The sequence below is a fragment of the Amycolatopsis sp. cg5 genome (genome assembly GCF_041346955.1).
Classification (GTDB): domain Bacteria; phylum Actinomycetota; class Actinomycetes; order Mycobacteriales; family Pseudonocardiaceae; genus Amycolatopsis.
On record NZ_CP166849.1, the window covers coordinates 5,329,095 to 5,348,913 of the forward strand.

Consider the following 19,819-nt stretch of genomic DNA (forward strand, 5'->3'; position numbering starts at 1 on the left):
CTACGCGAGACGGAGAGCCACATGCGTGTGCTGGTGAATGCGCTGGTGCCGACCCATCTGCTGCCGATGATCCCGCTCACCTGGGCGTTACGGGCGGCCGGTCACGAGGTCGTCTTCCTCGGCAAGGCCGACTCGGTGCGCACCGCGCACGAGGCCGGGTTGCCGACCAGGCTGGTCGGCCCGGACGACGGCGGCGCGCGGCGGCCACCGGTGCGGCGCAAGGATCCCTTCTCCGCGCCAGGGTCGAGCACCACGCTGCCCTCGCTGGACCCCGAGCGCATCGCCATGCTCGGGCAGCGCTGGCGTGACGACCTCGAGGAGTACGTCGACGACTACGCGGCCTTCGCCCGCGGCTGGGGCGCCGACCTGATCATCACCGACTCGATGGAGTTCAGCGGCCAGGTGGTCGCCGCCGCGCTCGGCATCCCCGGCGTGGTGCACCGCTGGGGCATCGACAACTTCAGCTCGATACTGGTGGAGCCGCTGAAGAAGGCGCTGCACGACACGTGCGTGCGCCTCGGCGGCAGTGGCATCGGCGACCCGGCGCTCACCGTCGACCCGTGCCCGCCCAGCGTGCAGTCGCCGAACATCCCGGTCGCGTCGCCGATCCGGTTCCTGCCGTACAACGGCACCGCGGCCGTTCCCGAGTGGACACTGGAACGCGCGGCGGGCAGGCGGATCTGCCTGTCCTTCGGCTTGTGGTCGGCGGAATCACTGGCCAAGGGCGGCGAGTTCGCCTCGGTGATCGAGGGAACCGGCCAGGCGGTGGCGAAACTCGGCGACGCCGAGGCAGTTCTGCTTGTCCCCCAGGAGTATCACGCCGACCTCGGCCCGCTCCCCGACGGCGTGCGTGCCGTCGGCACGCTGCCGATCAACCAGGTGATGCGGCACTGCGACCTGGTGGTGCACCACGGCGGCGCCGGCACGGCGCTGACCGCGCTGGCCAACGCGGTGCCCCAGGTGATCGTCGCCCAGGACGGCCCGCTGCTGGTGCCCAACGCCGAGCGGGTGCACGCCAGCGGCGGCGGGCTGGCGATCATCGGCGAGCGGGACCGGGCCGACGCCGGGCTCATCGGCCAGTCGATCGTCGACGTGCTCGAAACCCCGTCCTACGCCGAGGCCGCCGAGCGGGTCCGCGCCGAGATCCAGGCACAACCCGAGCCATCCGAGATCGTCAAGGCTTTGGAACTGTTGTGAAAGGCATCATCCTCGCCGGTGGCACCGGCAGCAGGCTGTACCCGCTCACCCGCAGCATCTCCAAGCAGCTGCTGCCCGTCTACGACAAGCCGATGATCTACTACCCGCTCTCGGTGCTGATGCTGGCCGGGATCCGGGAGATACTGGTCATCTCCACCCCGCTGGAGCTGCCGCTGTTCGAGCGGCTGCTCGGCGACGGTTCCCGGCTCGGGCTGGAGATCACCTACGCCGAGCAGCCCGTGCCTCGCGGGCTCGCCGACGCGTTCCTGGTCGGCGCCGACCACATCGGCGACGACGAGGTCGCGCTCATCCTCGGCGACAACATCTTCCACGGCCCCCGGTTCTCCGAGGTGCTGCGCCGCCACGCCAGGAACATCGACGGCTGCGTGCTGTTCGGTTATCCGGTCACCGACCCGGAACGGTACGGGGTCGGCGAGACCGACGCCGACGGCAGGCTGATCTCCATCGAGGAGAAGCCGGCGCACCCGAAGTCGGACCGGGCGATCACCGGGCTCTACTTCTACGACAACGACGTCGTCGACATCGCGCGGGGGCTGCGGCCGTCCGCGCGGGGCGAGCTGGAGATCAGCGACGTCAACCAGGTCTATCTCGACGCTGGCAAGGCGAAACTCGTCGACCTCGGGCGCGGGTTCGCCTGGCTCGACACCGGGACGCACAACTCGCTGATGGACGCCGGGCAGTACATCCAGATCCTCGAACACCGCCAAGGCGTCCGGATCGCGTGCCTGGAGGAAGTCGCGCTGCGCGTGGGCTTCATCGACATCGACACCTGCTACCGGCTCGGCGAGGAGTCCGCCAATTCCGGGTACGGACAGTACGTGATGGACATCGCGGTCCGCGCCGGCTCGGCACACCTGACGCCGCAGCTGGCCAGAAAGGGCACACCATGACCGAAAACGGCATCGACCGCGGCTCGCTGCTGGCGATGATGACGGCGTTCAAGTCGACTTATCTGCTGCGCGCGGCGCTGGAGCTGCGGGTGTTCGACGCGCTCGCCAAGGGCCCCGCCGACCCGGACGACGTCGCCGCGATGCTGCGCACGAATCCGAGGGCGACCCGCGGCCTGCTGCGCGGGCTCGCCTCGGCCGGGCTGATCGAGGCCGACGGCGAGCAGTTCCAGCTTTCCGGCGGCGCGAAGGAGCTGCTCGTCACCACCAGCCCGCAGTACTGCGGCGGCATCGTGCGCGTCGCGGCGAGCGACTGGGAATGGGACGCCATGCGCGACCTCGCCGACGTCGTCCGGCACGGCGGCACCCGGCTGGAGACCAACGCGGAAACCCCCGATTTCCCTTACTGGGTGGACTTCGCGACGCACTTGACCTTCGCGACCAAGCCGGGAGCCGAGTTCGTCGCCGACCTGGTCGGGCCGTGGGCCGAAGGCCGCGAGACGCTCGACGTGCTCGACGTCGGCGCCGGGCACGGCCTGTTCGGCTTCGCGCTCGCCGCGCGCGACGAGCGCGCCACAGTGTCCACACAGGACTGGCCGGACGTGCTGGAGGTGGCCAAGGGCCACGCGAAGCGGCTCGGCGTCGACGACCGGGTCGACTACCTGCCTGGCGACGCGTTCGAGGTCGAGCTCCAGCGCGAGTACGACGTGATCATCCTGGGCAACTTCCTCTTCCAGTTCGCCGCGAGCCGCTGCATCGACCTGACACGCAAGCTCGTGAGCGCGCTGAAACCGGGCGGGAAGGTGGTGATCGTCGGCTTCATGCCGGTCGACGGCCCGCCCGCCGCCGACTACCACGCGCACATGCTGAACCTGCTGATGCTCGCGTGGACCGAACGCGGCGAGCTCCACTCGCCGGTGATGTACCGCAAGATCCTGTCCAGCGCCGGGCTGGCGAACATCGAGGTCCGGGAAAAGCCGGGCCTGCCGCTGCGCGTGGTCAGCGGTGAGCTGGCCTGACCGGCACGACGAACGAGGAGTCAGCATGAAGACCGACGCGGTCATCGCGGGCGGTGGGCCGGTCGGGCTCATGCTCGCCTGCGAACTGGGCCTGTCCGGCGTGGACGTGGTGGTGCTCGAACGCACCACCGCGCGCCCCGCCGACGCGCGCGCCTGGGGCCTGCACGCCCGCACCGCCGAGACACTGGACCGGCGGGACCTGCTCAGCACCCTGCTGGTCGGCGAGCGGGTCGCCTGGCCGAAGATGCCGTTCGCCGGCATGTGGCCGCTGCTGCAGCTGCATCCGGTGAACGCGGACCACCCGTATCTGCTCAACGTCTCGCAGATCCAGGTCGAGGAGGTGCTCGAAGCCCGCGCGCGGGAACTCGGGGTGGTGATCAAGCGCGGGCACGAGCTGACCGGGCTGGCCCAGGACGCCGACGGGGTCGCCGTCGAGGCGACCGGCCCGGACGGCACGTACAACCTGCACACCGGGTACCTCATCGGCTGCGACGGCGGCCGCAGCACCACCCGCAAGCTGGCAGGCATCGGCTTCCCCGGCACCGATCCCACGGTCGGCGGCATGCTCTGCGACTGCACGCTCCCGACGATGGCGACCGAGAAGCGCGGCATCACCAGGACACCGGGCGGCACGGTCAACATCAATCCCCGGCCGAACGGCGTGGTCCGCATCGTCACCACCGAGTTCGGCAGGCCGCACCCCGACCGCGACGCGCCGGTGACGATCGAGGAGTTCCGCGCCGCGGTCGGCCGGATACTCGGCAGGGACCTGGAAATCACGGACCCGTCGTTCATGACCCGCTTCGGTGACGCCACCCGCCAGGCCGACCGCTACCGCGAGGGCCGGGTCCTGCTGGCGGGCGACGCGGCGCACGTGCACTTCCCGTACGGCGGCCTCGGCCTCAACCTGGGTCTGCAGGACGCCGCCAACCTGGGCTGGAAGCTCGCCGCCCGTATCCAGGGCCGCGCTCCGGACAGCCTGCTCGACACCTACCACGCCGAACGCCACCCGGTTGCCGCCGAGGTGCTCGAGTACAGCCGCACCCAGCTGGCGCTGCTGGACCCGCACCGCAACGTCACGGCACTGCGCTCGCTTTTCCAGCACCTGCTGGACATCCCCGAGGCGAACCGCTATCTGGCCGAGCTCGTCTCCGGCGCGAGCACGCGCTATCCGTCCACAGAGGACGCCGATCCGCTCACCGGCCGGTTCGCCCGCGACCTGGCGCTGAAGACCGCGGACGGCGAGACGACACTGGTCACCCTGCTGCGCCAAGGCAAGCCGGTGCTGCTCGACCTCGCGGCCGACCCCGCGCCGCTGACCGCGGCCGGGCGTTGGGCGGACTCCGTCCACCTGCTGGCCGCACGCTGTGACGACCCGCCGTCACCCGCCCTGCTCGTCCGCCCGGACGGCTACGTGGCCTGGGCTGGCACCGACACGGACTCGCTCACCCGGACCCTCACGTCCTGGTTCGGCGAACCCACGACCCCGGTCCAGCGCTGAAACAGCGATAAAGCGGGCTTTACTCCCGGGGATAAAGCCCGCTTTATCCCCGGGAGTAAAGCGGGCTTTATCCCGGTCAGCCGTCGCGGTCGGCGCCGGCGAGCTTGCGGTGGGCCGGGTGGCGGTCGCCTGAGACCCGGCCCGCCGCGAAGATCTCGTCCAGCGCGAGGATCTGCGACGGGGTGAGCCGGGTGCGGACGGCCGCGGTGTTGTCGTCGATGTGCGTGATCCGCCTGCTGCCGGGGATCGGGACGATGTCGTCACCACGCGAAAGCAGCCAGGCGAGTGCCAGCCTGCCCAGGGTGATCCCGAGCCCGGCCGCGATCTTCGCCGCTTCGGACAGCAGCGCGCGGTTGTCGCGGAAGTTCTCGCCCTGGAACCTCGGGTGGTTGCGCCGGTGGTCGGTCTCGCCGAGCTGGTCGGCCGAGGACAACAGACCGGCCAGGAAACCCTTGCCCAGCGGGCTGTGCGCGACCAGGCCGGTGCCCAGTTCGCGCGCCGCCGGGAGGATCTCGGACTCGACATGCCGTTCCCACAAGGAGTATTCGCTCTCCACCGCCGCGATCGGGTGGACGGCGTGCGCACGCGCGAGTGTGTGCGCCGAGACCTCGGACAGGCCGAGGTGCCTGATCTTGCCCTCGGCGGCGAACTCGCCGAGCGCGCCGACGCTCTCCTCGACCGGCACCTGGGGGTCGACGCGGCCGAGGTAGTACAGATCGATCGTGTCGACGCCGAGCCTCCTCAGCGACGCTTCGAGCGCCTGCCGCAGGTAGCCGGGGGAACCGTCGAGCACGACGGGCGGGCCGCCGGGTGTCTTCGCGCGCACGCCGCCCCTGGTCGCGATCACCACCTCGTCGCGGCGGCCGGCGATGGCGCGGGCGACCAGCCGCTCGTTCTCACCGCCACCGTAGAAGTCCGCGGTGTCGAGCATGGTCACCCCGCGGCCGAGCGCGTGCCTGATGGCCGTGACCGCCTCGTCGGCGCCGATCGCCCCGTAGCCGCCCGACAGGCCGAGGCAGCCGAGGCCGATGGCGGAGACGGCGGGGCCGCCGACGCCGAGCTTCCTGATCTCCACGTGTGCTCCTTCGCTTGCCGGACAACGCCGGGCAAGCGTGGCGGCCGGTACTGGATCCGGCCTCGAACGGCGGTCCAGTACCGGGCCGGACGATGGATCGGTCATCGCAGAGAGGAGCGAGCCCGTGCCAACCGTCACCAGGGACTCCACCCAGAGCATCACCGTGAAGGCGTCAGCCGAGTTCATGTACGACCTGGTCGCCGACGTCAGCCAGCTGCGGCGGGTGTTCACACCGGTGATCCACACCGCGTATCTGGAGCGCAGTGACTCCGCCGACCGGGTCGAGCGGTGGTCGTGGGAGCGCCAGCTCGACGCGGTCCGCACCTGGCGCGCCCGCCGGACCTTGGACCGGCACGCCGGACGGATCGCCTTCGAGCACGAGAACCCCGGGGCGCCGCTGCTCGCCGTCACCGGCGAATGGTCTTTCAAGCAGTCACAGGGTGAAACCGTCGTCGAACTGCGCCATGAGTTCACTGTGGACAGTGACGACCCGGCCGCCGAGCAGGCGGCGGCGATGCTCGACCGCGGCGCGGGCATGCAGCTCGGCAGGCTCAAGGACTTCGCCGAGAACCACGAGGAGATCAGCTCACTGGAGGTCTCCTACGAGGCGTTCCTGGTGATCGACGAGCCGATCGAGGACGTCTACAACTACTTCTACGAGGCGGACCGCTGGCCGGAGCGCATCCCGCACTGCCTCACCGCGACCAGGCACGAGGACGTGCCGCTGCAGCAGGTCGTGGTGATGGACGTGCAGGTGCCCAGCGGCGCCGTGCACACCACGAAGCAGGCCAGGGTCTGTTTCCCGAACGAGAAGATCATGTGGCGTCAGCTGGAGGGCCTGCCCCCGCTGGACGACATGCTGTACGGCTACATGACCTTCGAGCAGACCGCCGACGGCGTGCTGGTCACCACCGGGCAGACCGAGCTGCTCAAGCCGAACGGCGTCGCGAAGCGCGGCTGGACCATGGAGGAGGCCAAGCATCACGTGGCCGAGGTGCGCGGCGGCCGGAACCTGGCGGCGCTGAAGAGCGCGCAGGAGTACCTCCAGCGCCGGCGCGGATGATGGCGGCGGCACCGCTGCGGGTCGGGCTGTTCGGCCACGGCTGGTGGAGCAAGCGGTATCTGGCGCCCGCGCTGATCGGCGCGGGCGCCGTGGTGGCCGGGGTCTGCGGGCGTGACCTCGCCCGCGCGGACGCGGCGAGCCGCGAGTTCGGCACGAGCGAGCCGTTCGACCGGCTGGAGACCATGCTCGACACGGTCGAACTGGACGCGCTGGTCGTCGCCTCTCCCCCGGCGTCCCATGTGGACGCGGTCGTCACGGCGGCGGCTCGCGGGCTGCCCGTGTTCTGCGAGAAACCGTTGGCGCGCAACGCGGACGAGACGAAGACGATGACAGAGGCCTGCGCGGGGCTGCCCACGGTCGCCGGGTTCACGCAACGCTGGAACGCGGCGATCCGCACGGCACACGGCCTGCTCGGCGAACTCGGCGAACTCCGTCATCTGCGCTACACGACGGCGAGTTCACTGTCGGCGGACGCGTCGGCGCCGTGGGACTGGCGCTACGGCGCGAGCGAGTACTCCTACGGCGTGCTCAGCGATCTCGGGCCGCACGCGGTCGACCTGGCACGCTGGTTCGGCGGCGAGGTCACCGCCGTGAGCGCCACCGGCACCACCGTCGTCGGCGTGCGCGCCGACGAGGCCGGGGTCGGCAGGGCGGTGGAGAACTGGGACGACTGCACGCTCGACCTGACGCTGGCGTCCGGCGCCCGCTGCTCGCTCGTGACCAGCAGGGTGCTGCCGTCGAGCCCGTACCGCAGGTTCCGCCACGAACTCGAGCTCATCGGCGACCGGGGCACGCTGGCCTACACCTCGGACCGCCCGGCCGAGGTCGTGCTCGCCTTGTCCGGCAAGCAGCCCGAGGTGGTGCCCGCCGACGGCATGGACCTCGGCGACGCGGCACCCGGCTCCTTCGAGGAGGTCATGGCGGCGATGAACCACGGCGCCCGCACCCAGGCGGGCGACATGCTGGCCGCCTTCCGCGGCCAGCACCGTGCCCACGTCCCCACCCTGGCCGACGGCCACCTCGGCCAGCTCGTGCTGGACGCGGCCGCCCGCTCGATCACCGAGCGGGCACCGATCCCGGTGGCCTGACCATCCACAAAGGCCCCCAGCGACGAATCGCCGGGGGCCTTTGGCTGAAGGACTCGTGAGTGTTTTGGCCGGTTAGAACCGGCCAAAACACTCACGACCCCCGCGTGGTTACGGGACGTCGGCGACCGCGCGAGCCCAGCCCGCGCCGGCGCCGGTCAGCTTGACCGGGAAGCACATCAGCCGGAAACCGCTGGGCGGCAAGGCTTCCAGGTTGCCCAGCCGTTCGATCTGGCAGTACTCGCGCCGCCTGCCGAGGAAGTGGGCCGGCCACAGCACACCGGGGTCGCCGGTGGCCTGATACCGCTCGATGATGTACGGGAACGGCGCGTCCAGGCTGAAGGCGTCCGTGCCGATGACCTTGATGCCCAGGTCGAGCAGCAGTTCGACGGCCGGGCCGTCGAGGCCGGTGAACTTGCCGAAGTACTCCGGGGTGCCGAGCCATTGCTCCGCGCCGGTGTGCAGCAGCGCGATGTCCAGCGGCCTCGGCACGTAGTTGAGGTCGTCCAGCTTGCGCCGCAGCAGATCCGCGCCAACCAGCTGCGTGCCGGCGTCGCGCAGGTCCAGTACGAAGGCCGGGCGGCAGAACCAGTCCAGCGGCATCTGGTCGATCGTGCGCGGGACCCCGTCGCCATACGTGGTCTTCGAGCCGTAGTGCGCGGGAGCGTCCACATGGGTTCCCGTGTGGACGGTCAGGGTGAAGGTGTCGTTGTTCAGGAACTCGGCGTCCGGCAGCACGTTCGGGTCGAACTCGAGCCCGAGGTGCTCGCGCATCTCGGCGCTCATGTGCTTGGCGCCGTCCGCGGGGGTCAGCACCTGGTGGACCACCGGGTCCGGTTCCCAGAACTTCGCGTCGACGGGCGACGAGAGGTCGACCAAAGCCATCGTATTGCCTCCTCAATGGACGAACAGTTCGCCTGCCACCTGGATGGACCGGTTGCCGTAGGCCAGCCGGTCGAGCACCTTGCGGAAGACCGGGGTGCGGGAGAGCAGCGGCGCCACCCTCGGCCGCAGCAGCGCGGCCACCTTGCCGCGTGAGAGCATGCCCCTGCTCTGCATCAGCTGGAGCTTCGTCACCTTCGCGATGTCGGGCTCGCGCGACGCGGTGAACCGGTCGAGCACGGCCGCGCTCGGGTCCCGCTCGCGCAGCGAAGCCATCAGCACCGGGTGCAGCGCGACGGCGTCCTGCACCGCCAGGTTGATCCCCTGCGCCCCGATCGGGCTGTGCGTGTGCGCGGCGTCGCCGATCAGCACCAGGCCGTCGCGGCTCCACGTCCTCGCGGAACCCGAAAAGACGTCGAGCAGGCTCAGCTGCGAAAGGCTCGTCAGGTGTGCCTCGATCAGCGAGGCGTACGGCGGTATCGCGGCCGCGATACCGGCTCGCACCTCGTCGATGCCCTGCTCGGTCAGCGAGCGGAAACCCTTGTGCGGCACCACGAACCCGATCTGCAGGCTGTCCGGATAGGACTCGTAGACCAGCACGGGACTGCCCGCGGCCCTGAACACCTGCACATCGGGTGGCCGGTCTCCGGGGCAGGGCACCTTGAACCACGCGACGTCGTAGTCGAACACGTCCATCCGGTCGAACTCGATCCCGGCCAGCTGCCGGGTCTTCGAGTACCGGCCGTCCGCGCCGACCACGCAGTGCGCGCGCACCACCCGCGGCCCGTCCACGCCGGTCGCCACGACGCCGCGCACGCGGCCGTCTTCGAGCACGAGTTCACTCACCCGGTACCCGAGCAGCTGATGCACGTCTTGGCACGCGGCGGACAGTTCCTCCAGCAGGTGCCGCTGCGGAATGCTCAGCAGGTGGTTGAACGGCGGCTCCAGCGCGCGGTAGTCGATGTCGACCAGCGCGCGGCCGGAGTCGACGAACCGGAACCGGGAGTGCTCACGGCAGCCACGCGCACGCGCGCCGTCGAGCACCCCCAGTTCCGCCAGCAACGCCAGCGCGCCCGGCTGCAGGATCTCGCCACGGTATTCGCGGTCCATCGAACGGCTGCGCTCGACCACGGCGACACTCGCGCCGGACCGGGACAGCAGCAGTGCGAGGGTGAGCCCGGCCGGGCCACCCCCGACCACACAGAAATCGACCTCGAGGTCCACTCTCGCTCCAGTTCTCAGGCGAGCAAGCTCAGCCCGCCGTCGGCGGTGATGACCTGCCCGTTGATCCAGGCCGCCTCGTCGGTGCAGAGCAGGGCGACCACGTCGGCCACGTCCGACGGCCTGGTCAGCCTGCCGCCGGGGGTGCGCCCGGCGAGCGCGCGGACCATCTCGCCCTCGCGGCCGGACTGTCCTTTGTCCACTTTGGACGTGGAGACGGCGTTGACCGCGATGCCGGAGGCCGCGAGTTCGGCCGCCAGGTAACGGATGTAGCTCTCCAGCGCCGCTTTGCCGACGCCCTGCGCGACGTACCGGGGCACCACCGCGCGCGCACCGAGGCTCGACACCGCGATGATCCGGCCGGTGCCTGGCTCGATCAGCTCGGTGAACCGCGACGCCGTCTGCACGAGCGGGCTGACGCCGAGCCGGACGTCGTCCCAGAACTCGCCGATCGCGGGCTCGGCCGCCGTCATCGGGTGGAAGCTGGCCGCGTTGTGCACCAGCACGTCCAGCCTGCCGTGCCGCTCGCGCACGGCTTCGAGCAGCCGGGGCGCGACGCCCTTGTCCCCGATGTCGTACTTGACCGCGGTCGCCGTCCCCTTCAGCCCGGCCAGCTGCTCGACGGCCCGCGCGGCGTCGTCGTCGGAGTGCGCGTAGTCGAGGAAGACGTGCACCCCGCAGGCGCACAGCTTCCGCGCGATCGCCAGTCCCACTCCCCTGGTCGCGCCGGTGACGACCGCGACCCGTCCTTCGAGGCCGAGCGTCGAGCCTTCCTCCGCGGTCATCGGGCGGTCTCGGCCGGGTCCAGCGCGCGGTTCCACGCGACGTGCTCGACCTCTTCGACCGTGATGTCGGCGAGCTTGCCCAGCGCCAGGTACGCCTCGCTGCCCGCCATCCGGTCGTAGGCCTCGGGGTCCCACCAGTAGCCGATCCCGGTGTACTTCGACTGGTCCTGCAGCGAGCGGTTCAGGTCGCCGTAGCCGAAGCCGTACAGGATCCGGATGGACTTGGCGTAGTGGGCGAACGCGGTCTCGAACTCCTCGGCCGACGAGTGCACCCGGTAGGTGGTGATGTTCATCCTCGGGGTGTCGAAGTCACCGCGCTCACCGGCTTCGGCGTCGGCGTTGATCCGGAAGAGGTTCTTGCACAGGTCCAGTTCGGCGCCGGCCAGCATCGACCGCATGGTGCCCTGGTGCGCGCGGAACTCCTCGCTGGACACGGTCTTCTGGAACACCTCCTGGTTCAGCCACCAGCCGAAGTTCACGTACACCTTCGGGTCGTCGGCGAGCGTGACCGCCTGGTGCGAGCCGAAACCCTCCTGCGCGCGCATGAACTCCACGTGCTCCAGGAAGAACTTCTCGAAGGCCTTGGGGTCGCCCTTGGTGGTGAACCGGGCGATCACCGCGATGAGGTTGCTCAGGTCCTGTGCCTCGTCCATGCCGGGGCTCCTTCCGTGGTTTCCACCCCGCGTGGTCAGTTCGCGCCGGGTGATCAGTTCCGCCCTGAGGTCGCGCCGCCGCACCTTGCCGTTGGGCAGCCGGGGAATCACGCCGACCACCTCGATGTGCCGGACGTGCTGGTAGTACGGCAGCCGCTCGGCCACGAACGCCGCGATTTCGGCGGGCGAATCGTCGGTGCCGCCGTCGCGCAGCACCACGAAGGCGTTGGCGACCGCGCCGCTGAGCCGGTCGGGGTAGTCGACGACCGCTGCCTCGCGGACCAGCGGATGCGCTTCGAGCACGGCTTCGATCTCCGAGGGCGAGATCATGTAGTTGTCACACTTGAAGAAGTCCTTCAGCCGGTCGACGATGAACAGGAAGCCGTCCTCGTCGAGGTAGCCGACGTCCCCTGTGGACAGCCAGCCGTCGGCGTCGATCCCGGACGGCTCGGCCGGGTCCAGATATCCCTTCATCACCTGCGGCCCGCGCACCAGCACCTCGCCGTGCTCCCCGGTGGGCACCTCCTCGCCGGTCGAGAGCGACACGACGCGGCATTCGGTGCCGTCGACCACCGGACCGACCGAGCCGGGCCGCGGCCGGTCGGGGCCGGCGGAGTGGGTCAGCGGCGAGGTCTCGGCGAGCCCGTAGCCCTGGAACACCGGCACCTCGAAGTGCTCGGTGAGCCGGACCGCCACCCGCTTGGCCAGCGCCGTCCCACCGGAGGCGATCATGCGCACGGTGTCGAGACGCAACCGGCCCAGCTCGGGATCCTCGGCCAATTGGTTGAGCCGCAACGGGATCGTGTAGAAGTGGCTCGCCTTCACCCGGTTCGCCAGCTCGATGCCCGCCGCCGCCTCGCGCGCGGTGCACGGCACCTGGGTGGCCTTGGCGTGGATCGCGGAGTTGAGGTGCATCAGGTGGAACTTCGGCAGGTGGTTGAGCACCACGGAGTCGCCGTCGAGCCGGTGGGCCCGCGCGACCTGCGCGGCGTTGACCGTGAGGTTGCGATGGGTGAGCTGGACACCGCGCGGCGTGCCGGTCGTGCCGCTGGTGAAGTGGACGCACGCCACGTCGTCGGGGTCGAGCCTCGGCGGCTCCATCGCGTTGCCCCTGACCTCGTACGCGGCGCTCAGGTCGTCGATCGTCCTGATGTCGTTGGCGTCCTCCACCGGGCCCGGCCCGATCAGCACGGCCTCCCGCAGCTTCGGCAGCCGGTGCCGGATCCGCTTCAGCTGCGCGAACAGCTCGGTGGTGACGAAGACCAGCTCGGCGTCCGTGACCGCCAGGAAGTGCTCCAGCGCGTGCGGCGGCAGTATCGGGTTGACCGGCACGACCACGTTGCCGCTGCGGGCGATCCCGTTGAACCCGGTGATGAAATCCGGATGCAGCGGCGACGCGAGCGCGATCCGGCAGCGCCGGTCGCCGAGCAGCCCGCGGATGGCCGAGGCGCACATCGTGGCCGCCTGGTCGAGTTCGGCGTACCCGATGTCGCCGTAGTCCGCCTTGATGGCGGTCTTCGCGCCTGCCTCGGCGGCCGCCGCCGACAGCAGCGCGTCGACGGTCTCAGCCACGGCGTGCCTCCGCGAAAGCCTTGGCGTGCGCCAAAGTCGTGCAGCTGTTCTTGCTCAGCGCCTGCTGCACGAACTCCCGGGCCTTGCGCAGCGTCGCGCCCTCGCCGAACACCTTCGGCACCGCGGCGGGCTCGATCACCACGGTGTGCCGTGAGGTGGCCAGCACCCCGTCGCCGTCGGGCTCCAGCTGCCATTCGCCGGTGTGCGCGCTCATCAGCGCGGGCACCTCGGTCTGCTTGTAGACGATGCGCTCGCCGTCGAAGCAGATCCGGATCGACTTGGTGGTGTGCACCGAGCCGTCCGCGCCCCTGGTGTCCATCTCCATCCGCTGCACGCCGGGCACGTCCTCCTCCAGTTCCAGCCTGGCGACGTGCGGCAGCCGCTCCGGCCACGCCTTCGCCTGGTACAGGAACTCGTAGACGTCGCCTGCGGAACCGCCGATGCGCAGTGAGTCCTCAAAGGACAGAGTGAGCTCGTCGAGCTTGCGCCGCTCGGCGGCCACCTTGATCCGGTCGAGCTCGGCGACGCTGTTGCGGTCCACCGCCAGCCGGATCCACTGCTCACGCTCCGGGTCGTCGTCGATGGCCCGGTAGTCGTGCGTGAGCAGCACGGAGGTCTCCCTCGGGCCGTTCGGTTCGAGGATCCACTCGCCGCGCATCTCGGCGGCGGGCGCCTGGGTGACCTCCTGCCGGAAACTCACCCGCTTGCCCGTCGCGTCGATCTCCCGTAGCGAGGTCCACGTCTTCACTTCGCCGTTCGCGAGCGCCCACAGGCGGATCCGCTCGGTGCCGCCGGTGCGCTCGAGCTGTTCGGCGTGGATGGTCGGGGTGAGGGTGTACGGCCATCGGCGCACGTCCGAGATCAGGTCGAAGACGATCTCGGCGGGCGCCATGACGGTGACGCGGTGCTCGTCGTGAGGCACGGCGGCTCCCTTTCTCCTGCTGCTGTGCTGACCGGTCAGTAGTTGCCGAGGCCGCCGCAGACGTTGATCGCCTGCGCGGTGATCGGGTCCGCCGCTTCGGAGACGAGGTAGCCGACCATCCCGGCGACCTCGGCGGGCGTGGAGTACCGGCCGAGCGGGATCTTGGCCTCGAACCGCTCGAGGACGTCGGACTCCGTGATGCCCCAGTGCGCGGCGTAGCCTTCGCGGACCCGTTGCGCCATCGGGGTTTCCACGTAGCCGGGGCACACCGCGTTGACCGTGACACCGGTCTTCGCGAGCTCCAGCCCCAGCGCCTTCGTCAGGCCGATCACGCCGTGCTTCGACGCCGAATACGGGACCGCGAACACGACACCCTGCTTGCCTCCGGTGGAGGCGATGTTGACGATCCGGCCACGCTGCTTGCCGAGCATGCCGCCGGTGGTGAGCACCTCGCGGGTCATCAGGAACACGCTGTGCAGGTTCGTGGCGATGACGTCGAACCAGAGCTCGTCGGCGATCTCGGCGGTGATCCCGCCCCCGCTGCGCCCGGCGTTGTTGACCAGCACGTCGATCGGGCCGTACCGGTCCACAGCGGACCGGACGAACGCGCGGATCTCTTCCGGGGAGCGGACATCGCAGGTGGTGCCGTCCACTTCGAGTCCTCGCTCGGTGAGCTCCTTGAGCGCCACCGCGAGCTCGTCCGCGGTGCGGGAGCACACGTACACGGCATGACCGGCACCCGCCAGCTGCTCGGTGACCGCGCGGCCGATGCCCCGCGTCGCACCGGTGACCACCGCGACCTTCCGCTCTTCTGGCACGGGTCCTCCTTCGTCCGTTCGGCTCGGTCCGCCGAGCGTCGTGGCGCTTGCTCGAACCCCGCTCGATGCGTGGTTGACCGGCGAACCTCGACCACCCGTTGAGTGCTGCTTGAGCACCGGTGGCCAGTCTCAGCTGGCCGAATCCGTTGCTGGGAAAGGAATCCCATGGTGTTGCCTTCGACTGCCCAGTACTGGCGAGCCGATGTCGGGCTCTATCACCGGGTTCAGCAGTTCTACGCGTGGCAGATGCAGCTGCTCGACGACGGCCGGGTCGACGAGTGGGCGGCCACCTTCACCGAGGACGGCGTGTTCGCGGCCAACGCGCACCCGGAACCGGTCAGTGGCCGGGAGAACATCGCCGCGGGCGCACGCGCGGCGGTCGCGAAACTGGCGGCCGACGGGCTGGTGCGCAGGCACTGGCTGGGCATGCTGACGGTGGCCGAGCAGCCGGACGGGACGATCAAGGCCAGGAGCTACGCGCTGGTGATCAACACGCCGAAGGGCGGGCAGGCCGCGGTGCACGTGAGCACCAGCTGCGAGGACGTGCTGGTCGCCGACGGGCCGGACCTGCTCGTGGCCGACCGCCGGGTCACCCGCGACGATCTCTGAGAGGAGCTGACGATGACGAGCGACCTCGACATCCCGGTCGTCCCGCTGGCGGAAAGCCCGGTCTGCGCCGCCGATCCGTACCCGGGGCTGGCGCGGCTGCGCGAGCTGGGACCGGCCGTCCGCGCGCACACGAGCTTCATGGGCGAGGTCTGGCTGGTCACCCGCTACGACCTCGCCCGCGAGCTGCTCGCCGACCCGCGGTTCTCCCGCAGGCGGCCGGACGACGGCGAAGTGGCCGCGGTGGACTCGGATCCGCCGGACCACACCCGGATCCGCCGGCTGGTCGGCAAGGCGTTCACCCATCACCGGATCCAGCGGCTGCGCGGCTGGGTGCAGGAGCTGGTCGACGGCATGCTCGACGAGCTCGACACCGAGGGCCCCGTCGACCTGCTCGACCGGTTCGCCTACCGGCTGCCGATCGCGGTGATCTGCGAGATGCTCGGCGCGCCGGAGTCGGACAGGGACGACGTGCGTGCCCGCACCGAGAAGATCCTCGCCGGCGAAGTCGCCGAGAACCGCGAAGAGGTCTACGACCGGACCAAGGACTACATCGTCGAGCTGATCGCGCGGAAGCGGGCGGAGCCGGGCGAGGACCTGCTGAGCGCGCTGATCGCGGCCCGCGACGGCGACGCCGTGCTGAGCGAGCCCGAACTGGTCGAGCTCGGCATCGCGCTCATCGCCGCGGGCTACGCGACGACGACGAACCTCATCGGCAACGGCATCCACGCGCTGCTGACCAACCCGGACCAGCTGGCGCTGCTGCGCGAGCGCCCGGAGCTGATCGGCTCGGCCGTCGAGGAGTTCCTCCGCTACGAGAGCTCCTTCAGCGCGGCGGGCCAGATCGCCAGGGAGGACATCGAGACGGCGGGCCTGCGCATCCGCGCGGGCGACGTGGTGCTCATTTCCTTCTGTGGCGCCAATCGCGACCCCCGGCGGTTCCCCGATCCCGACCGGCTCGACATCACCAGGGACCCCAACCCGCATCTCGCCTTCTCCCACGGCATCCACCACTGCCTCGGCGCGCCGCTGGCCAGGCTGGAGGCCGAGATCGCCATCGGCACGGTGGTCCGGCGCTTCCCCGGGCTGGCACTGGCCGGGCCGGTCAGCTGGCGGGAGAACATCATGCGCGGCCTGCACGCGCTGCCCGTAACGCTCGGCGAACCCCGGAGGGCGCGGTCATGAAGATCACCGAGATGACGATCCCCGACGCGTTCCGGATCGTGCCGGACCAGATCCCGGACCTGCGCGGGAACTTCTACGAGTCGTGGCGCCAGAGCGAGCTGACCGCGGCCATGGGCCGCCCGTTCACCGTCGAGCAGGTGAACTACTCGGTCTCGCAACGCGGCACGCTGCGCGGCATCCACGGCACCACCATGCCGCCCGGCCAGGCCAAGGTGATCACCTGCGTGCGCGGCCAGGTGCTCGACGTGGTGGTGGACCTGCGCATCGGGTCACCGACCTTCGGCATGTACGAGACGACCATCCAGGACGAGGAGTCCGGGATCACCGTCTGCATCGCCGAGGGGCTCGGGCACGCGTTCCTGGCGCTGACCGACGACGTGTGCATGAACTACGTGTGCGCGGCGGAGTACGTGCACGGCACGATGCTCGACATCCAGGCGCTCGACCCGAAGATCGGGATACCGTGGAACCTCACCGAGGACCCGATCATGTCGGAGAAGGACCGCGCGGCGCCGACGCTCGACGAGGCCGTCGCGCTGGGCCTGCTCCCGACCTATGAGCAGTGCCTCGCCCACTACGCCGCCGCGAAGGAGACGAGCCGGTGAGCCAGGTCAGGTTCGGAGTGCTCGGCTGCGCCGACATCGCGTGGCGGCGCATGCTGCCCGCGATGGCGGCCGACGCCGGCGTGACCATCGCCGCCGTGGCGAGCCGGACGCCGGAGAAGGCGGACCGGTTCGCCCGGCGGTTCGGCTGCGCCGCGGTGACCGGATACCAGGAGCTGCTCGACCGCGCCGACATCGACGCCGTCTACATCCCGCTGCCCGCGGTGCTGCACGCCGAGTGGACCGAACGCGCGCTGCTCGCGGGCAAGCACGTGCTGGCGGAGAAGCCGCTGACCACGGACCTGCCGATCGCCGCGAAGCTGGCCGATCTCGCCAAGTCCACCGGGCGGCTGCTGTTCGAGAACTTCATGTTCCTGCACCACTCGCAGCATCGCGCGGTGCGCGAGCTGATCGACGGCGGCGCGATCGGTGAACCGCGCGGGTTCAGCGCGACGTTCACCATCCCGCCGAAGCCGCCGGGCGACATCCGCTACCAGTCCGGCGTCGGCGGTGGCGGGCTGCTCGACGTCGGCGGCTATCCGCTGCGCGCCGCGCTGCATTTCCTCGGCCCAGACCTGGAATTCGCGGGCGGGGTGCTGCGCCACGACCGCGGGCTGGACCTCCCGCTGTCCGGCACGGCGCTGCTGGCCACGCCTGCCGGGGTGACCGCGAACCTCACGTTCGGCATGGAGCATTCCTATGTGACGAGCTACGAGTTCGCCGGCAGCACCGGACGGCTGTTCCTCGACCGGGTGTTCACCCCGCCGGTCACCCATCAGCCGGTGGTCAGGATCGAGCGGCAGGACCACCGCGAGGAGCTGACGCTGCCGCCGGACGACCAGTTCGCCAACGTGGTGGCCCTGTTCGCCCGCGCGGTGCTCGACGGCACGGATCTCGACGGGCACCTCGACGGCTCGCTGCGCCAGGCCGCCCTGATGGACCAGGTCAGGGACGGCTCCAGGCGGATCATGACGTGAGCGGGTGCTCACGTCAGGTCGGCGCCGCCTCCGACGGTGAGCACCTGGCCGGTCACGAACGCGCTGGAGTCCTCCGCGAACCGGGTGATCCACGGCGTCACGTCCTCGGTACGGCAGTTCACCCCGAGCGGGGTCTTCGCCGCCTCGGCGGCGAAGATCGCGTCGATCTGCTTCGGGCTGAACCCGCCCGCCGCCCACACCTCGGTGCGCACGGAGCTCGGGGCGACGGCGTTGACCCTGATCCCGCGTGGCGCCAGTTCGAGCGCCCATGCCCTGGTGAGGCAGTCGACCGCGGCCTTGCTCGCGGCGTAGACGCCGGCGCCGGGCACCGGTTTGCCCGCCGCCATGCTGGACACCAGCACGACGCTCCCGCCCGGCGAGCGCAGCAGCGGCGCCAGCCGCGAGGTCAACGTGATCGGGCCGAGCACGTTGGTTTCGAGCACTTCCCGCGCTTTGGCGGATTCGAGCCCGTCCACCGGGGTGTGCCGGAAGACGCCCGCGTTGTGCACGAGCACGTCGAGCGTGCCGCCGTGCTCGCGCACCGCTTCGGCGACCTCGCCCGCTCCCCGCTCGGTCGTGACGTCGGCGGTGACCGGCGTGATCGCCGCGTCCAGCGCGGCGACCTCGGCGAGCCGGTCCGCCCGCCTGCCGGTGATCAGCACCCGGCGCGCGCCGAGCGCCGCGAAGGCGAGCGCGGTGGCGCGGCCGATGCCGGTCCCGCCTCCGGTGACGACCACGGTCCTGGCGTCGAACGGCTTGTCCGCCATGCTCTGCTCCTTCGCTGTCCGCCTAGTGTTCCGTGATCCTGCTGCCTTGCGTCGCTGTGGATCCACGTGGTTCCTGGCGGTGCCGGGGAAAATCCCTCGTACCGGGTTGTACTCGGGGTTTTCCCCGGTGCCGCCAGGGGCCGCGTGGGCCGCAGCGACGCAAGGCAAGTGGGATCACGGAACACTAGCTGCACAAGCAATCCTGGGCAGTCCGTCTCGACTCCGGCTGGACGCGCGCTCGATCCGGCTTGACGGAGTGAGTACTCACTCCGTAGTATTCGGGGCATGACGAAGACACCTGACACCCCAGAGCCCAGCCGGCGCCGAGCGCCGGGAATGAACACCGACCAACGCAGGGCGATGATCATCCAGGCGACCCTGCCGCTGATCGCCGAGCACGGCGCCGCGATCACCACCAGCAAGATCGCCGCCGCCGCGGGCATCGGCGAAGCCACCATCTTCCGCGTCTTCAAGGACAAGGAGGAACTGCTCGACGCCTGCCTCGCCGAGGCACTGCGCCCCGACGGCGCGCTGGCCGCCATCGCCGAGATCCCGCTCGACATCTCACTGCACGAGCGGCTGATCGAAGCCGCGGGCGCGCTCGAGGCGCACGTCGGCCGGATGGGCCGGGTGCTGGGCGCGATGCACGCGTCAGGCCACCGGGCCGGACCGCGCCGCGGCGCACCCGCCGACGGCGAGGCGCCCCGCCGGGGTGGCGAGAGCCGCACGGCCGGGATCGACCAGACCCGCGAAGCGCTGGCCGCGCTGTTCGAGCCCGAGAAGGCGGGCCTGCGGCTGCCGCCGGAGGACCTGGCGAGCGTGCTGCTCGACCTGCTGTTCGCGCGGTCACGTGGCGCGAGCGGCTCCCGCGAGCCGGTGTGCATCGCCTCGCTGATCCACCTGTTCCTGCACGGGGCGTTCGACATGTCGAAGATCCCGGCCGAGTACGGCGGTGAGGCCTAGTGGCGCACCAAGGGGGCG

19 protein-coding genes are annotated in these 19,819 nt (G+C 70.6%); 11 read left to right on the forward strand and 8 right to left on the reverse strand.

Annotation, left to right across the window (positions count from 1 at the left end; all coding sequences use genetic code 11):
• The first annotated feature begins 21 nt into the window (after positions 1–21).
• From AB5J62_RS23915 to AB5J62_RS23930, 4 genes are read left to right on the forward strand one after another with little or no spacing between them, the layout of a single operon-like run.
• Positions 22–1,197 (forward strand): nucleotide disphospho-sugar-binding domain-containing protein, encoded by a 1,176-nt coding sequence (locus tag AB5J62_RS23915; RefSeq protein WP_370942156.1) that lies wholly within the window; start codon positions 22–24, stop codon positions 1,195–1,197.
• Positions 1,194–2,108, forward strand: a complete 915-nt coding sequence (gene rfbA / locus AB5J62_RS23920; protein WP_370942157.1) for a glucose-1-phosphate thymidylyltransferase RfbA — start codon at positions 1,194–1,196, stop codon at positions 2,106–2,108. Before AB5J62_RS23915 ends, rfbA begins: the two co-directional genes overlap by 4 nt.
• Positions 2,105–3,124, forward strand: a complete 1,020-nt coding sequence (locus AB5J62_RS23925) for a methyltransferase (RefSeq protein ID WP_370942158.1) — start codon at positions 2,105–2,107, stop codon at positions 3,122–3,124. Before rfbA ends, AB5J62_RS23925 begins: the two co-directional genes overlap by 4 nt.
• Before the next feature lie 25 nt (positions 3,125–3,149).
• The gene (locus tag AB5J62_RS23930) at positions 3,150–4,625 is read left to right on the forward strand and encodes an FAD-dependent monooxygenase (protein WP_370942159.1); all 1,476 of its coding nucleotides are present in this window, start codon (positions 3,150–3,152) and stop codon (positions 4,623–4,625) included.
• A 76-nt stretch (positions 4,626–4,701) separates the two neighbouring features.
• Here AB5J62_RS23930 and AB5J62_RS23935 read toward each other — a convergent pair whose 3' ends face one another.
• Positions 4,702–5,700: an aldo/keto reductase gene (locus AB5J62_RS23935; RefSeq protein ID WP_370942160.1), complete on the reverse strand. Its 999-nt coding sequence runs from the start codon at positions 5,698–5,700 to the stop codon at positions 4,702–4,704.
• 124 nt (positions 5,701–5,824) lie between these two features.
• Here AB5J62_RS23935 and AB5J62_RS23940 point away from each other — a divergent pair, with 124 nt between their 5' ends.
• Together AB5J62_RS23940 and AB5J62_RS23945 are read left to right on the forward strand one after the other, a co-directional pair.
• A complete protein-coding gene (locus tag AB5J62_RS23940) occupies positions 5,825–6,763 on the forward strand; it encodes an SRPBCC family protein (protein WP_370942161.1) in 939 nt (312 codons plus the stop codon).
• Complete coding sequence (locus AB5J62_RS23945; RefSeq protein WP_370942162.1) at positions 6,760–7,851, forward strand: Gfo/Idh/MocA family protein; 1,092 nt, start codon at positions 6,760–6,762, stop codon at positions 7,849–7,851. The genes AB5J62_RS23940 and AB5J62_RS23945 overlap by 4 nt, the downstream gene beginning before the upstream one ends.
• Positions 7,852–7,959: 108 nt before the next feature.
• Here the strand turns inward: AB5J62_RS23945 and AB5J62_RS23950 are convergent, their stop codons facing one another.
• The 6 genes from AB5J62_RS23950 to AB5J62_RS23975 are packed head-to-tail and all read right to left on the reverse strand — an operon-like array spanning position 7,960 to position 14,701.
• On the reverse strand, positions 7,960–8,733 hold the full coding sequence (locus AB5J62_RS23950) for a cyclase family protein (protein WP_370942163.1): 774 nt from the start codon (positions 8,731–8,733) through the stop codon (positions 7,960–7,962).
• 12 nt (positions 8,734–8,745) lie between these two features.
• Positions 8,746–9,954, reverse strand: coding sequence for an FAD-dependent monooxygenase (locus AB5J62_RS23955; protein WP_370942164.1), 1,209 nt, complete (start codon positions 9,952–9,954; stop codon positions 8,746–8,748).
• 14 nt (positions 9,955–9,968) lie between these two features.
• Entirely contained in the window at positions 9,969–10,736 is a 768-nt protein-coding gene (locus AB5J62_RS23960; RefSeq protein WP_370942165.1) for an SDR family oxidoreductase, read from the reverse strand.
• Complete coding sequence (locus AB5J62_RS23965) at positions 10,733–12,961, reverse strand: AMP-binding protein (RefSeq protein WP_370942166.1); 2,229 nt, start codon at positions 12,959–12,961, stop codon at positions 10,733–10,735. Before AB5J62_RS23965 ends, AB5J62_RS23960 begins: the two co-directional genes overlap by 4 nt.
• Positions 12,954–13,883, reverse strand: coding sequence for an aromatase/cyclase (locus tag AB5J62_RS23970; protein ID WP_370942168.1), 930 nt, complete (start codon positions 13,881–13,883; stop codon positions 12,954–12,956). Before AB5J62_RS23970 ends, AB5J62_RS23965 begins: the two co-directional genes overlap by 8 nt.
• Positions 13,884–13,918: 35 nt before the next feature.
• Entirely contained in the window at positions 13,919–14,701 is a 783-nt protein-coding gene (locus tag AB5J62_RS23975; protein WP_370942169.1) for an SDR family NAD(P)-dependent oxidoreductase, read from the reverse strand.
• A gap of 165 nt (positions 14,702–14,866) precedes the next feature.
• Here AB5J62_RS23975 and AB5J62_RS23980 point away from each other — a divergent pair, with 165 nt between their 5' ends.
• Genes AB5J62_RS23980 through AB5J62_RS23995 form a run of 4 tightly spaced genes read left to right on the forward strand, consistent with a single transcriptional unit; the run spans position 14,867 to position 18,071 of the window.
• Positions 14,867–15,310: a nuclear transport factor 2 family protein gene (locus tag AB5J62_RS23980; protein WP_370942171.1), complete on the forward strand. Its 444-nt coding sequence runs from the start codon at positions 14,867–14,869 to the stop codon at positions 15,308–15,310.
• A 12-nt stretch (positions 15,311–15,322) separates the two neighbouring features.
• Positions 15,323–16,492, forward strand: coding sequence for a cytochrome P450 (locus AB5J62_RS23985; protein ID WP_370942172.1), 1,170 nt, complete (start codon positions 15,323–15,325; stop codon positions 16,490–16,492).
• Positions 16,489–17,097: a dTDP-4-dehydrorhamnose 3,5-epimerase family protein gene (locus AB5J62_RS23990; RefSeq protein ID WP_370942173.1), complete on the forward strand. Its 609-nt coding sequence runs from the start codon at positions 16,489–16,491 to the stop codon at positions 17,095–17,097. Before AB5J62_RS23985 ends, AB5J62_RS23990 begins: the two co-directional genes overlap by 4 nt.
• Positions 17,094–18,071, forward strand: coding sequence for a Gfo/Idh/MocA family protein (locus AB5J62_RS23995; protein ID WP_370942174.1), 978 nt, complete (start codon positions 17,094–17,096; stop codon positions 18,069–18,071). The genes AB5J62_RS23990 and AB5J62_RS23995 overlap by 4 nt, the downstream gene beginning before the upstream one ends.
• 8 nt (positions 18,072–18,079) lie before the next feature.
• On the opposite strand, the gene AB5J62_RS24000 is transcribed toward AB5J62_RS23995, so the two are convergent.
• Complete coding sequence (locus tag AB5J62_RS24000) at positions 18,080–18,838, reverse strand: SDR family NAD(P)-dependent oxidoreductase (RefSeq protein WP_370942175.1); 759 nt, start codon at positions 18,836–18,838, stop codon at positions 18,080–18,082.
• A 285-nt stretch (positions 18,839–19,123) separates the two neighbouring features.
• On the opposite strand from AB5J62_RS24000, the gene AB5J62_RS24005 reads away from it, so the two are divergent.
• Positions 19,124–19,801, forward strand: a complete 678-nt coding sequence (locus AB5J62_RS24005) for a TetR/AcrR family transcriptional regulator (protein ID WP_370942176.1) — start codon at positions 19,124–19,126, stop codon at positions 19,799–19,801.
• Positions 19,802–19,819 lie beyond the last annotated feature (18 nt).